Below are 12,383 nucleotides of genomic sequence, written 5' to 3'. Positions count from 1 at the left end.
CTTTTGTCAGAATTCATTTCGAAACGGATTGAACGGTGCTCGAACGAGACCCGGGTCCTTGCCAACCGTGCCGGTCGTGCTCTTCAAAATCCCGTTGTTTCGTGCGCGCCTTCGTCGACTGATTCTGCTGCGACCTGATCCTCGATCTCTACACCGAGCCTTGAGCGAAGTACGGCTACGAACATGGCAACGCCTATCGGCGCCACGTCGTCGTTGAAGTCATATTCCGGGTGGTGACACATGCGCCCACCTTGCCCGAGCAGGAAGTGGCACCCCGGGCGGGCCTCGAGGAAGTTCGCCACATCGTCGCCCGCCATTAGGGGGGCAATGCTCTCGACGACATTGTGTTTTCCGACCACTTCATGGGCTGCTGAGATCACGCATGCCACGGGACCTTCGCTATTAATGATCGGCGGTGTGCTATTCGAGTATTCAATATCGATCTGCGTACGATTAGCGAGCTCGAGACCCTTACAGATATCGTGAATGCGCTCGATGGCGAGTTTCCGCGAGGCGGCAGACAACGCCCGGACCGTTCCATCCAGCACGGCCTCGTGTGGAATCACGTTGGGAGCATCGCCTGCGTGGAAGCGCGCTATGGTAATCACTACGCTTTCTAGCGGGTTGACTGACCGGCTGACGATGGTCTGCAGCGAAGAGACCAGGGTCGCGCCAATCGTAATGGGATCCACGCCGAGGTGCGGCATCCCCGCATGCGTCCCTACGCCCTTGACGCGGATTGTGAAGAAGTCGGAAGAGGCTTGCTGCGCTCCCGCGCGCACACCGATCTTGTGCGGCGGCAACATCGGGTCGTTGTGCAGGCTATATATTTCATCAAACGGGAATCGCTCGAGCAGACCATCGTCCAGCATCGCCTGACTACCGCGAACGATCTCTTCCGCTGGCTGGAATATCAACACGACCTTGCCACGAAACGACAGGTTCGCGGCAAGGTAGCGAGCTGTTCCCAGGAGAATGGACACATGTCCGTCGTGACCACAGCCATGAAACACGCCCTCAAAAACGGAGCGGTAAACCGGCCGCCCCTGTTCATTCATTGGCAGCGCGTCCATGTCAGCACGAAGCGCGATAGTCGGCCCATCGCCGAGTCTGCCGTGGATAATGCCCACAACGCCGGTCTGTCCGATTCCCGCATGAACCTCGACACCGAAACTGCGCAGAAGCGTCGCAACAAACTCGGCTGTGCCGTGCTCCCGGAATGCGATCTCCGGCTTGCTGTGAATCATGTGCCGCCATGCTCTCATATCGGGAGCTAGTGTTTGAATTCGCGGGCTGATATGCATGCTTTGTGCTCTCTTTCTGAGGAATGCCCGGCTCGGCAGGTCGCGGTGTTAGCCAGCGTCCGTGCGAGCAGGGCGTGAATGTCGTCCTTTCTGGTGAAGCATGCTATGTGGAGAAATTGGGCGTGGCCAATGCGAATATCCAGACAGCCTATGCACAGTCCGCATAGCCTTGTCCAACGGGCATTAGCTCATCGCGAGGTGTGCGTCGCGTTCCCGTAGGGAGTTACCCCTGGGGCGGCGCGCGTCGAACCAGCGTTCGGTCCAGCGCGGATTCGTGGCTCGCCGGTATCGTGATATATATGTTCACCATGGGACAGGGATCTCAAGCCTGTGTGGCACGCGCCCATGTACCACAGTCGGATTGACAGAAAGGTAGGACGTCCCGGTCGTCAGTTGCACGGCAGTGCCCAGTTCACACCTTTCGTTACTTTGTAAAAGACACTCGTGGATATCCGGAAACTTCGTCATGTGTTGAGCCTGGCACAACACCTGACATTCAGTCGCGCCAGCATCGACGTGAACCTGAGTCAGCCCGCGTTGTCTCGCAGCATTCAGTCAATTGAGGCCGAACTGGGCATTGCGCTTTTTGATCGCAGTCCCAGCGGCGTGTCGTTGACGCCGTTCGGTAAGGTTTTTACGGAGAGAGCACGCAGAATCGTTCTGGAAGCGAACGAGCTGCAACGCGATCTTGCTCTCATGCAACTCGGCGAATATGGCGAACTATCGATCGGCCTCGGCGCAACGCCCGCGATCCTGTTGACCCAGCCGCTCCTTGACTATTTCCTGATGCATGCGCCCAGGGTGCATGTGAGCATAAAGAGAGGTGGCCGGGATGCCCTGTTGCGCCTGCTTCTTGACGAGCAGGTTGACATATTCTTCGGAGACATCGCGCTGCTGGAGGACCGAAGCGATCTGCATCTAAGTCCGCTGCCTCGCTGGTCCAGTGGATTTTTCTGTGCCCCGGACCACCCCCTCGCAGCGCGATCGGTCGTGGCTCGTGACGAGCTTCTGAGTCACCGAATAGGTTCCATTGAGTTGTCACCGTGGGCAATGGCTGACCTTTGCGAGTATTTCGAACGGTCCATCGCGTCTGTCATTTCATTCCGGAGCGATGATTTCCGCGACGTTGAAGCCGCGGCCGTCGGCGCAAGGGTGGTCGTATTTGGCAACCGGTCTGTATTCCGAAGCGCGATTCAGCGCGGCGCACTGGTCGAAGTACCGCTGGATCCGCCTCTCGAACGTGCTGCCCGGTTGGGTTCAGTGACCCTCGCGGCGCGAACGCTTTCACCCGCTGTGGCACGGGCGAAAGCGCTAGCCGAGTCTATCTTTGCAGACTACGCTGCAACAGAAATTGAAGCGAAAATCGATTAGTCACCTTGAACGGATAGCACCGAACTGCGCTTTTTAGCTTTCTCTACGGAACGCAAGACGACCACGAAATCGCTCGACATTGCGAAAGACCCTCACTCCTGTCACCGGAAACTTGACCGGCAATGGACATCTACTCAACCCATACACTTAAAGTGCGGCCACGACCCTACGGACATTAGCGCGAGCGCCTCACCCTCACAATCGTCCCGGACGCGGATCGGCCACGAAGCCGTCATGATTAGGCATCACCACACGCGGCAGCGAGGCCGCGTCGAGCCGCGTAGTCGCCGGCACGATGCCGTTCTGGTTGAGCAAGAATGCGCTGAGCGCGTACACCTCGTCGGCGGACAGCGATTCGGGCGCATTGTAAGGCATCGCGCGGCGGATATAGTCGAATAGCGTTGTCGCATAGGGCCAGTAGCTGCCCACGGTGCGCTTCGGCTTCGCGCTCGCGAGCGTGCCCTGCCCGCCTACCAGCGGATCGCCGAGACCGCCCTGGCCCTGCGCGCCGTGGCACGCCGCGCATTTCGCCGCAAATATATGCGCGCCGGTGGCGACATCGCCGCTGCCCGCAGGCAGGCCGTGGCCATCCGGCGCGACGTCGATGTTCCAGGGGGCAAGGTCCTGCTCGGCAAGCGGCGTGCCGATATCGTGAGCCGCCCCGGCGTTCGGCCCGTCCGGTGCGATCGACGAACATGATGCCAGCACTGTAAGCGGCAGCAACGCGGCCATTACCACTCGCGCCGGCGTACGCTTCGAGCGGCCATCACGCATTACGCACCTCACCGCTGGCATCGACGCGCCATTGCTGGATCGCGTTGTAGTGGTATTGCGAATTCAGACCGCGCGCGGCCACGAGTTCGGCACGCGTCGGTTGCACATAGCCGGTCGAATCGGTGGCGCGCGAGAGAATCGCGGCGGCGCCACCATCCCAACGCCAGTCCGCCTGAAAGCGCGTGAGCGCGCGATCGCGGATCACGCCGTCAAGGCGGGCGAGACGCCACGTCGCACCGCCATCGGTCGACACCTCCACTTTGCGGATCGTCCCGCGTCCGGACCAGGCCAGACCGGTAATCGGGTAATAACCTTGCGTGGTGAGGCGATGCCCTGGTGACGGCCGCGTAATCACCGATTTCGCGTCCATCTCGAACGCAAACTGACGCGCGGTGCCGTTCGCGAGCAGGCTGGTGTATTTCGACGTTTCCTCGCGCGTTTGCAGCGGCGCATCGACCACCTTCAGCCGACGCAGCCACTTGACGTTCGTATTGCCTTCAAAACCGGGGACGATCAGACGCAACGGATAACCATTTTCTGGGCGCAGGCGTTCGCCGTTTTGCGCGTAGACCACGAGCGCACGGTCGAGTATCCGTTCGAGCGGCAGACTGCGCGTCATCGCAGCAGCGTCCGCGCCTTCCGCCAGCAACCAGCCACCGCCTGCTGCGTTGCCGGACGCCGTTACACCGCCCACCTCCTCCAGCAAAGTAGATAAGCGCACACCGGTCCATTCGCAGCACGACAGCAAACCATGCGTGAATTGCACCGGCTGGCCGCTCGGGCCGTTCCATTCGTTGCTGGTATTACCGGAACATTCGAGGAAATGGATTCGCGATTCGGACGGCAGGCGCAGCAGGTCGTCCATCGTGAACAGCTTCGGGCTGCGCACGAGGCCGTGAATCGCCAGCCGATGCTGATCGGGATCGATGTCGGGCACCCCGCCGTGATGACGTTCGTAGACCAAACCATTCGGCGTGAGCGTGCCGTGCAGATCGGCCAGCGGCGTCATGGAAGAAGCCGCACCAGGCAGCGGCCATGCACGCGCGCTCCGTCGTACGACATCCGCCTCGTGCAGCGAAGGCACGCCGTACGGATGCTCGAGAATGGGCGCGCCCGGCACACGGCTCGATGGCGCCACCGTGAGGGGCTTGAGCAATTCGCTTGCAGTGGCGGCGTGGGAAGCAACCAGGCCGCCGGCTGCCAGACGCCCCAGGAGTCGACGGCGGCCGCGCGACGGCGGAGAGTTGTGCGGGTTCATCATGGCGTCGGCGCATCTTAGGCAAGCCAAATAGCGTAACGATGCCTGCTGTCACGGCCAAACGATAAATTCGACTATCGATCGACGCGGACCGCATATCAGCCGGACAGGGTTCGCCGTTAAGCCAGCACGTTCGAGAACACCCTATCCGCGAGACGATTGGAATCGGTCCCGCTGTTGAGCACGCCCACCGCCTTCAGGTCGTCGGCATACAGCGAGATCTCCTTCTTGAACGCCTCGCCGACCGGATGATGACGATCGGTATGGCTCTTGAGCATCGCCGTCAATTGGCCCACGTCGGCAGACGGCGTATAGACCGAGAAAATCGCCGCCGCATCGGCCGGATGATTGGCAGTCCACTCGGTTGCTTCGAGCAACGCCTGCGTCAAGGCCTGTGCGGTAGCGCGGTCCTTTCGGACCAGCGAACCGCGCACGCCCAGCACGCAGCACGAACGCGTCTGATATTCGCCGCACAGATTGTTCGACACTTCCACCAGGCGATCGGATTCGCGGATCGTCCAGATGTTCGGGTCGCCATCCGCGATCGCCTGAACTTCGCCTTTCTTCAGCGCCTCGCCCAACAGATTCGCCGGATACTGACGCCAGTTCACATCGCGCTCCGGATCGACGCCGATCTTCTTCAACACGATGGCGAAGAAATTTTTGGTCGGACTCGCCATATCGCTGACGCCGATCGTGCGGCCCTTCAATCCCGCCACATCGACGATGCCCGACGCGCGCGTGGCCAGCAAACGCATGCAACCGCCATGAATCCCCGCGGTCAGTTTCACATCGAAGCCCTGCTCCAGCGGTTTGATCCAGCGCAGTGCCATGCCGACACCCGCATCCGACTTGCCCGTCGCGATCGCCTCAAGCAACTGGTCCGTCGAACCCGAAAAATTCACGAGTTCCACCTGCAAGCCGTGCCGCTCGAAAAAGCCCTGCTTCACCGCAACGGCCACAGGCGCGGTACAGATCGCGCCCGCGTTCCAGGAAAGCTTGAGCAGCTTGAGCGGTGCCTGCGGCGATTGGGCAATAGCAAGCGAGCCCGACACACCCAGCCACGCACCGCCGAGCGCCGCAGCGCCCGCGGTCCAGGCCGTCTTGCGCAACCACGCGCGGCGGGCCTCGCTCAGCGGAGATTCATCGTAGGGATTCATGGTTGACTGTTCCTCAGGTCGTTATCGATTGTTCTATTCGTTCAGGTGTCGAGTCCGAGCTGGGCGAGCACTTCACGGCGTAGCGCCACCAGTTTCGGATCGTCGCGATGGCGTGGATACGGCGCGTCGTTGCGCACTTCGGCGACCACGCGCGCCGGCCGCTCGCTGAAGACGATCACGCGCCTGGCGAGCAACAGAGCCTCTTCCACGTCGTGGGTCACCAGCAGCACGGAAAAGCGCGCGTCCTGCCAGAGCCGCGCCAGTTCGCCCTGCATGCGGATCCGTGTGAGGGAGTCGAGTTTGCCGAACGGCTCGTCCAACACCAGCAGCGCCGGATCGTTGACGAGCGCGCGGGCCAGCGCGACGCGCTGCGCCATGCCACCCGACAGTTGATGCGGAAACGCTTCCGCGAATTCACTGAGACCGACCAGTTTCAGTGCGGCGTCGATCCGCTGGTTCACGCGTTCCTCTTGCGGACCGTTACGCCGCGCAAAGCGTCTGCGCTGCGCCTGCGGACCGATCCCGACGTTGCCGCGCACCGTGCGCCACGGATACAAGGTCGGATCCTGGAACACCACCACGCGCGATGGATCAGGGCCCGTAATCGCCACGCCATCGGCCTGCACGCTGCCCTGGGTCGGCGTGTCGAGCCCCGCTACAAGACGCAGCAAGGTGGACTTCCCACAGCCGCTCGGGCCAAGAAGCGCGACGAACTCGCCCGGCTCGACCGCGAAACTAACGTCCTGCAGCACCGGCAATGCCGCGCCGTGCAACGAAAATTGATGGCTGACGTGACGCACGTCGATGCGCGCGCCATCACGAACCGGCGCCGCGGCGGCGGTCTGATTCAGCACTTCGGGTACGGCTACCATTTGAGCAATCCTTTTTGCCACGCCAGCAAGCGGTCACGCAGGCGGAACAGCAACGTGATCAGACCCGAGCACATCAGCGCCATCACGAGCAGCGCAGCATACATATTCGAATAGGCCGCCCAGCCCTGTGCCCATTGCAGGTACCAGCCGAGTCCCGCCTTCACGCCCATCATCTCCGCGACGATCAACACCGAGAACGATGCGCCAAGCCCCATGAACAGGCCGACGAACACCGACGGCAGCGCCGCGGGAATCGCCACACGCAGGATCAGAAAACCGGGTCTCGCGCCGAGCGTGCGTGCGATGTCGTAGTAGGCCGAGTTGACGCCGGCCACACCCGACCACGTCAGAACGGCAACCGGAAAAGCCGTCGCCAGCGCGATCAGGAACACACTGGCGCTAAAGCTCGATGGAAAGAAGAAGAACGCCAGCGGCAACCACGCGGTAGCCGGTAGCGGTCCGATCAACCGCAGGACCGGATGGACCCAGTAGCTCACCGCTTGTGACCAGCCGATGCTCACGCCCGTCACGAAACCCGCAGCCGCGCCCAGCACGTAGCCATAGGCGAGTAGTCCAAACGAATGCACGACGCTCGAACCCAGCCGCGGGTAGTCGTCGGCATAGACGCCGATTAGCGCTTGCGGTGGCGCGAAGAAGGGCCGCGGCAGCCATTCGAGTTGCGCTGTCACGACTTCCCATGCGCTCACGCCAAGCGCCAGCGCGAGCAGCCACGGCATGGCCCCAAGCCATGCGCTGGTGCGCGTGGGCGTCGTCGCCTGGGTGGACGGGTTGCGCCATCCCGCGACCGCCGTCGCGACAGCGAATGCCGCGAGCACCAGTTTGAGCGCGATGAATTCTTTCGTGTACGGCCAGTCGTCCGCACTTCGCCACCATTCGGTCAGCGCCACGCTGCCGAACCACGCTATCGCAGCGAGGCCCGCAGTCAGAACGCCGCGTGAAAACCCACGCCGTGTTGGAGCGCGATTGACGTCATCCGGGTCCGCGCCGATGGCCGGGGCGCGTGTCGAGATCGATTCGAACTGAGTGGACATAGCGGTTCCAGCCTCCTGCTTTGTAGCGTTATCGTGACCGCGTGCTTCTCGTGGCCCACCTCAAACGGCGTCGACCCTGTCGCGCTGCCAGACGCGCTGTGCGTAGATTGATTCGTCGAAATCGGCAGCAATGTCGCCATGAATGCGCGCTTCATGCGCGTCCAGATCGGCGAGAAACAGATCGCGGCTGATTCGCTGCACGACGGCGGGAATGTCGCGCTTCATGCTCGGCACGTCGCCAACCGGCAATCCGAAGCTGACGAAGGCCGCCGGGTTGTAGACGTGGATATGCTTCAGATAAGGTGCGTCGCCCTCGACCTTCTCGAGGTATTCGAGCGCGGCGCCGAGATACGGATGGGAACCAAGCGCTTCGTCGCTATCGCTTGCGGCAGGCACGTATTGGTCGCGCCAAAGGCGGATATGCCCGGCGATCTGCGCCAGTTCCGGCCGGATCGCAGGATCGACGACGTAGCCCGTGCCGGCAATGACGAAATCGAACGCAAACGACTCCCCCGTCACATCCGTCTCGATGCGCCCGTCTCTCACGCTGGCGTGCGACCACTGAGCACCGGGATGCAGATGAAAGTTCGGAAAGCGTGTAACGCGCTCCACGGCGTCGATGGGCGGCGTCGAACCGGCACGGCGGAAGCGCCGCGCCTGCGACCAGCGAATCGCGTCAGGCAAATGGAAATAGTTGTCGTATGCACCGGGATAGGCGCGTGCGCGGGTCACCGGCACCGACGCAATCCGCTCGCGCCGCGCGAACAGATGCACCTGTCCTGCTCCGGCGTCAAGCGCCGTTCCCGCGGCATCGAATGCGGATGCCGCGCCACCGATCACCGCCACGGATTTGCCGCGCAGCGCCGCAAAGTCGATCGCCTCGGAGGTGTGGGCAAGCAGTGTCGGCGGAAGGCTTTTCAGCACATTGGGAATGTTCGGACCGCCATTGCCTGCTACACCGTTGCCGAGGACGATCTTGCGCGCCGTCTCCACGACGCTCCGAACCGTGGCGCCGTCGCGCACTTCCAGATGCAAACGAAAATGCTCACCCGCGGGTTCGATCCGCGTGAGCCGTGTGCCATAGCGAATCGGAATCTCGAGGAAATGCCGGTACCACGCAAGGTATTCCGCCCAGCGCGTGCGTGGAATCCGGTCGATGTCCGCATACGATGCGGCGCCGAAGCGCGCTTCATACCACGCCTGAAAGCTCAGTCCCGGCAGCCCCACCTCCGGACCCACCAATGACTTCGGCGTGCGGAGTTTGTTCATACGGGCGCGATTCAACCAGACACCCGATTGGCCTTCGTCAGGTGCGGCGTCGATCACACTGACCTGACCGATGCCGGCGCGCCTCAGTGCGAAGGCGAACGCCGCGCCGGTTTGTCCGCCGCCGACGATCACCACGTTGTGGTCAATGCCCTCGCGCGCTGGGACCCAGTTCTCAGGTGCCGGGCCGAGCAGCCGCAGTGTGTCGAGCGCATGCTGATCGGGGTGAGTCAATTGCGTCATGGTGTCGGATTCGGCCAGGAAGTTGAACGGCAGGCGGATACGTCGAATTCGGATGGCACGGCCATCGGATAATCAAGTATCGCGGCGCCGCAGGCTTACCCAAACCAACAAATTTCGCTTTGCTTATTTGTTTTGTGGCGCGTCACGTCAGTTAGGCAAAGCGTCGGCGAACGGGCCAGCACCTGTCACGTCACGCTGCCATGGGTCGAGCGCGCAGCTAGCAATCGTTGACTACGCTAGACCGGCGCCGCGTTTGCCCTGACCTGCGGCTCCTCGTAGTCTTCGGCGTCGATGTCATAACCCGACGGCTCCCAGCGGATCGCCAACAGCACGAGCAACGAGCTCAGCGGTGCGATCGCGATCACCCAGAAGACCTTCGTACCGAATGCAGCGGCCAGAACCGGGAACAGAAACAGCGAGACCGTCGACGCGGAACGCACCAACGTCTGATTGAAACCCACGCCGATTCCGCGCAGCGAGGTCGGGTAGCTGAGCGACGCATATGTCATCGAATGGGAGCCCGGTCCGAAACCTTGCCCGAACAGATAGCCGCCGAGCAACAGGATCGCAACCACGACGAGCGCGCCGCTGCCCGGTTTGCCGATCAGCGCGAGCCCGATCAGCGAGGCGAACTGCAGCGCGTGCCCGAGCACCGTCATCTTCCACGCACCGACGGTCGGCGCGGTGTACACGCCGATCAGCCCACCCACGAACGCAAAGGCCAGATTCAGCGCGAGCGCGGCGATGATCGTCGTGAGCGGCCCCTGATGAAAGAAGCTGGTAATGATCACCGGCAGGCCGAAGATGATCGCGTTGTAGCCGAACGAAGAGGCACTGCCGATCACCGCAGCAAGAATCGTGCGGCGCCGGTAAGTCGCGTTGAACAGCACGCCGTAGTTACGCCACGATGCCGTGCGCGGCGCCTTGACCGGCGTCGCGCTTCGTTCAACTACCGCATCGACGCCGTATGAGCGCTTCAGAATGCGAGCGGCTTCGTCGAGATCGCCCTGATTCGCTGCCCAAACAGGCGATTCGCTGATATAGCGGCTGCGCACGAGAATGATCACGATGGCCGGCACCGCACCGAACGCGAGCGTCAGACGCCATAACCAGCCAAGCTGATGCTCCGGCAGAATCGCATACAGCCCGAGTATCAGCAGATAGCACGTGCTCGTGGCCGCATACCATGCGGGGCACCACGCGGCGACACTGGCCGCCTTGTTGCCCTTGCCCGCGACCCGCGAGAACTCGGCAAGAAACGCCATCGCCACCGGCAGATCGAGACCGACGCCGAAACCCATTAGAAAGCGTGCGCCACCGAGCACCCATGCATTCGGCGCGAGACCCGCAGCGATCGCCGCAACGACGAAGAACAGCATGTCGGCCATAAACACTCGATAACGGCCGATGCGATCAGTCAGATACCCACCGAACAGTGCGCCCAGGATCGCGCCGAATGTAATCGCCGACGAGACGAATCCCACCTGAACCGGCGACAGCGAAAACTGGCGCGCGATGTCCTTGATCCCGTAAGCGAGCGACGTCAGGTCGTAAGCATCGAGAAAGACGCCACCGAGGGCAATCGCAATCACGATCCGTGCATTACTCCCCTTTGCGGCGCCTGCGTTGACGATGCGCGAAACATCCTGAGCACTACGGATGACGGTGGGAGGCGCTGCGGCACGGGCAGACGCTTGCCGCTCGGCGACGGTAGAGGGAAAAGCAACGGTGGACATGATCTCGCGTTCGCATGAATGGCTGAAGCGTCGCATGGTAGCGATGCAATCCATGTCGGTAAAACGACGAATTTATCTATGCAAATCGGGAATCGCGCACTTGCACCACACTGGTGCCGCGCGACGCCTTCAAGGTCGCGTGGTTCGAACTACTGCATATTTTCTTATCAGCAATGATTGGTTGGATTCGAGCGCAGGCGAATCTAACGTGTAGTGCCGGTTATCACCCCGCCTAAGCATTCGCACCCCACTTCCTTCATTCGACTGGTATCGCCGCATGCGCTATTTTCGTCTGCTGAAATCATTCTTCGCCGTGGCGACCCTGTCGCTCGCCGCGGTTCACGCCTATGCGGACAAGCCGACGGTGATCCGGATCGGCGTCGCGCAGCAGGGCACAGGCGATCCCCCTTCCTTTGGCGGATCGCCAGCCGCAACCGTGCAATTGCAGCAGTCGCTCGAAAAAGAATTCGCCGCCGACGGCATCAAGGTGGAATGGCTGTTCTTCAAAGGCGCCGGCCCCGCAGTCAACGAAGCAATCGCCGATAAATCGCTCGACTTCGCCTTCCAGGGCGACCTGCCCGCGGTGCTGGCCCGCGCCAACGGGCTGAAAACCCACCTGCTGCTTGCCTCGGGCGTGCGCACCGGTATCAAGATTGCAGTGCCGCCGGATTCGGACGTCCGCTCGATAAAAGACCTTAAAGGCCGGCGCGTCTCGATCTTTCGCGGCACCAATCTGCAACTCGTCGCCGACAACGCGCTCGCCGCTAATCAGCTCGACGAACGCGATCTCCGCGTGATCAACCTCGACACCGCCAGCTCGCTCGCCGCGCTGGCGTCCAAGGGAATCGACGCGTCGTTCAACGACTACCACCTGTACAAGCTGCGCGATCAGGGTCTCGCGAAAATCGTCTACGAATCGCAGAACGACGGGCCGCAGTTCACGCGTCAAGCGCATCTGCTGGTGCTCGACGATTTCGATCACGCGCATCCGGATATCGTGCAACGCGTCGTCAACGTGTTCGTCCAGGGCGCGCAATGGTCGTCCGATGAAGCGAACCGCGATGCGCTCTTCAAGCTGTGGGCCAAAAGCGGCGTGCCCTATTCCTCGTGGCAGGCCGAGTATGCGAATCAAAGTCTGAAAGAACGTAACTCGCCCTTGATCGACCCGTTCATCGTCGCGCGCTATAAAGCGGTCGCGGCGGATGCGCTGAAACTCAAACTGATCCGTCAACCGGTCGAGGTCGATAGCTGGTTCGAGACAAAGTATCTCGACAACGCGTTGCGCGCACAAAAACTCGACCACTACTGGACGCGCTACGACGCTGCCGGCAAGCCGCTCAGCTAAAA

Annotated in this window: 10 protein-coding genes; 2 read left to right on the top strand and 8 right to left on the bottom strand. The window is 61.9% G+C overall.

Going from position 1 to position 12,383, the window contains the following annotated elements:
• Nucleotides 1–83: 83 nt before the first annotated feature.
• On the bottom strand, nucleotides 84–1,304 hold the full coding sequence (locus tag PQQ96_RS23185; RefSeq protein WP_408297030.1) for an amidohydrolase: 1,221 nt from the start codon (nucleotides 1,302–1,304) through the stop codon (nucleotides 84–86).
• A 444-nt stretch (nucleotides 1,305–1,748) separates the two neighbouring features.
• On the opposite strand from PQQ96_RS23185, the gene PQQ96_RS23180 reads away from it, so the two are divergent.
• The gene (locus PQQ96_RS23180) at nucleotides 1,749–2,675 is read left to right on the top strand and encodes a LysR family transcriptional regulator (protein ID WP_408297028.1); all 927 of its coding nucleotides are present in this window, start codon (nucleotides 1,749–1,751) and stop codon (nucleotides 2,673–2,675) included.
• Between the two features lie 195 nt (nucleotides 2,676–2,870).
• On the opposite strand, the gene PQQ96_RS23175 is transcribed toward PQQ96_RS23180, so the two are convergent.
• From PQQ96_RS23175 to PQQ96_RS23145, 7 genes are all read right to left on the bottom strand, one after another.
• Entirely contained in the window at nucleotides 2,871–3,449 is a 579-nt protein-coding gene (locus PQQ96_RS23175; RefSeq protein ID WP_408297026.1) for a c-type cytochrome, read from the bottom strand.
• The gene (gene soxC / locus PQQ96_RS23170) at nucleotides 3,442–4,710 is read right to left on the bottom strand and encodes a sulfite dehydrogenase (protein WP_408297024.1); all 1,269 of its coding nucleotides are present in this window, start codon (nucleotides 4,708–4,710) and stop codon (nucleotides 3,442–3,444) included. Before soxC ends, PQQ96_RS23175 begins: the two co-directional genes overlap by 8 nt.
• 116 nt (nucleotides 4,711–4,826) lie before the next feature.
• Nucleotides 4,827–5,867: an ABC transporter substrate-binding protein gene (locus PQQ96_RS23165; protein WP_408297022.1), complete on the bottom strand. Its 1,041-nt coding sequence runs from the start codon at nucleotides 5,865–5,867 to the stop codon at nucleotides 4,827–4,829.
• Nucleotides 5,868–5,908: 41 nt separating this feature from the next.
• Nucleotides 5,909–6,739, bottom strand: coding sequence for an ABC transporter ATP-binding protein (locus PQQ96_RS23160; protein WP_408297021.1), 831 nt, complete (start codon nucleotides 6,737–6,739; stop codon nucleotides 5,909–5,911).
• Nucleotides 6,733–7,791, bottom strand: a complete 1,059-nt coding sequence (locus PQQ96_RS23155; RefSeq protein ID WP_408297020.1) for an ABC transporter permease — start codon at nucleotides 7,789–7,791, stop codon at nucleotides 6,733–6,735. The genes PQQ96_RS23160 and PQQ96_RS23155 overlap by 7 nt, the downstream gene beginning before the upstream one ends.
• A 60-nt stretch (nucleotides 7,792–7,851) precedes the next feature.
• Complete coding sequence (locus PQQ96_RS23150) at nucleotides 7,852–9,300, bottom strand: SidA/IucD/PvdA family monooxygenase (protein WP_408297019.1); 1,449 nt, start codon at nucleotides 9,298–9,300, stop codon at nucleotides 7,852–7,854.
• 236 nt (nucleotides 9,301–9,536) lie between these two features.
• Nucleotides 9,537–11,036 (bottom strand): MFS transporter, encoded by a 1,500-nt coding sequence (locus PQQ96_RS23145; protein WP_408297017.1) that lies wholly within the window; start codon nucleotides 11,034–11,036, stop codon nucleotides 9,537–9,539.
• Nucleotides 11,037–11,313: 277 nt separating this feature from the next.
• On the opposite strand from PQQ96_RS23145, the gene PQQ96_RS23140 reads away from it, so the two are divergent.
• Complete coding sequence (locus PQQ96_RS23140; protein ID WP_408297015.1) at nucleotides 11,314–12,381, top strand: ABC transporter substrate-binding protein; 1,068 nt, start codon at nucleotides 11,314–11,316, stop codon at nucleotides 12,379–12,381.
• Nucleotides 12,382–12,383: the final 2 nt, after the last annotated feature.

Source organism: Paraburkholderia sediminicola (assembly GCF_046027825.1).
Taxonomy (GTDB): domain Bacteria; phylum Pseudomonadota; class Gammaproteobacteria; order Burkholderiales; family Burkholderiaceae; genus Paraburkholderia; species Paraburkholderia sediminicola_D.
This window is presented reverse-complemented; position numbering and strand designations above follow the sequence as displayed.